The organism is Grimontia indica (genome assembly GCF_000333895.2).
GTDB classification, from domain to species: Bacteria; Pseudomonadota; Gammaproteobacteria; order Enterobacterales; family Vibrionaceae; genus Enterovibrio; species Enterovibrio indicus.
On sequence record NZ_ANFM02000092.1, the window covers coordinates 1 to 1,181 of the forward strand.

Genomic DNA, 1,181 nt, shown 5'->3' on the forward strand with positions numbered 1-1,181 from the left:
GTGGTACCTGTGGTGCTGCCGTCAGTACCGCCCGTAGTCGAACCGTCGGTCGTACCCGTGGTAGTGCCGTCAGTGCCGCCCGTGGTCGAACCGTCCGTGGTACCTGTAGTGCTGCCGTCAGTACCGCCTGTAGTCGATCCGTCGGTGCCGCCCGTAGTCGAACCGTCGGTCGAACCTGTGGTGGTGCCATCCGTACCGCCCGTGGTCGAGCCATCGGTGGTACCTGTAGTCGAGCCGTCTGTGCCGCCGGTGGTTGAACCGTCGGTCGTACCTGTAGTGGTGCCATCCGTACCGCCCGTGGTCGAGCCATCGGTGGTACCTGTGGTTGAGCCGTCTGTGCCGCCGGTGGTTGAACCGTCGGTCGAACCTGTGGTGCTGCCGTCAGTACCGCCGGTGGTCGAACCGTCCGTCGTACCTGTAGTCGAGCCGTCTGTACCACCAGTTGTTGAACCATCGGTGGTGCCCGTGGTGGAGCCATCCGTACCGCCGGTGGTCGAGCCATCGGTGGTACCTGTAGTCGAGCCGTCAGTACCGCCCGTGGTCGAGCCATCGGTGGTACCTGTGGTGCTGCCGTCAGTACCGCCAGTCGTTGAACCGTCTGTCGTACCTGTGGTGGTGCCATCCGTACCGCCGGTAGTCGAACCGTCCGTGGTACCTGTAGTGCTGCCGTCAGTACCGCCCGTAGTCGAACCGTCGGTCGTACCTGTGGTGGTGCCATCCGTACCGCCGGTAGTCGAACCGTCCGTCGTACCTGTAGTGCTGCCGTCAGTACCGCCGGTGGTCGAACCGTCCGTGGTACCTGTAGTGCTGCCGTCAGTACCGCCGGTGGTCGAACCGTCCGTCGTACCTGTGGTCGAGCCGTCGGTAGTACCCGTCGTTGAGCCGTCGGTGCCGCCCGTAGTTGAGCCGTCAGTACCGCCAGTAGTCGATCCGTCGGTACCACCGGTTGTTGAACCGTCCGTGGTACCCGTCGTTGAGCCGTCAGTACCGCCCGTGGTCGAGCCATCGGTCGTGCCTGTGGTGGTGCCATCAGTACCGCCGGTCGTTGAACCGTCCGTGGTACCTGTGGTTGAGCCGTCAGTACCACCAGTTGTTGAACCGTCTGTCGTACCTGTGGTGCTGCCGTCAGTAGTACCTGTGGTTGAACCGTCTGTCGTACCTGTGGTCGAGCCATCGGTGGT

At 63.6% G+C, this 1,181-nt stretch carries 1 protein-coding gene; it reads right to left on the reverse strand.

What is annotated here, in order from left to right; all coding sequences use genetic code 11:
• A partial coding sequence (locus D515_RS25950) for a hypothetical protein (RefSeq protein ID WP_192815531.1) occupies positions 1-1,181 on the reverse strand: 1,181 nt, incomplete at both ends.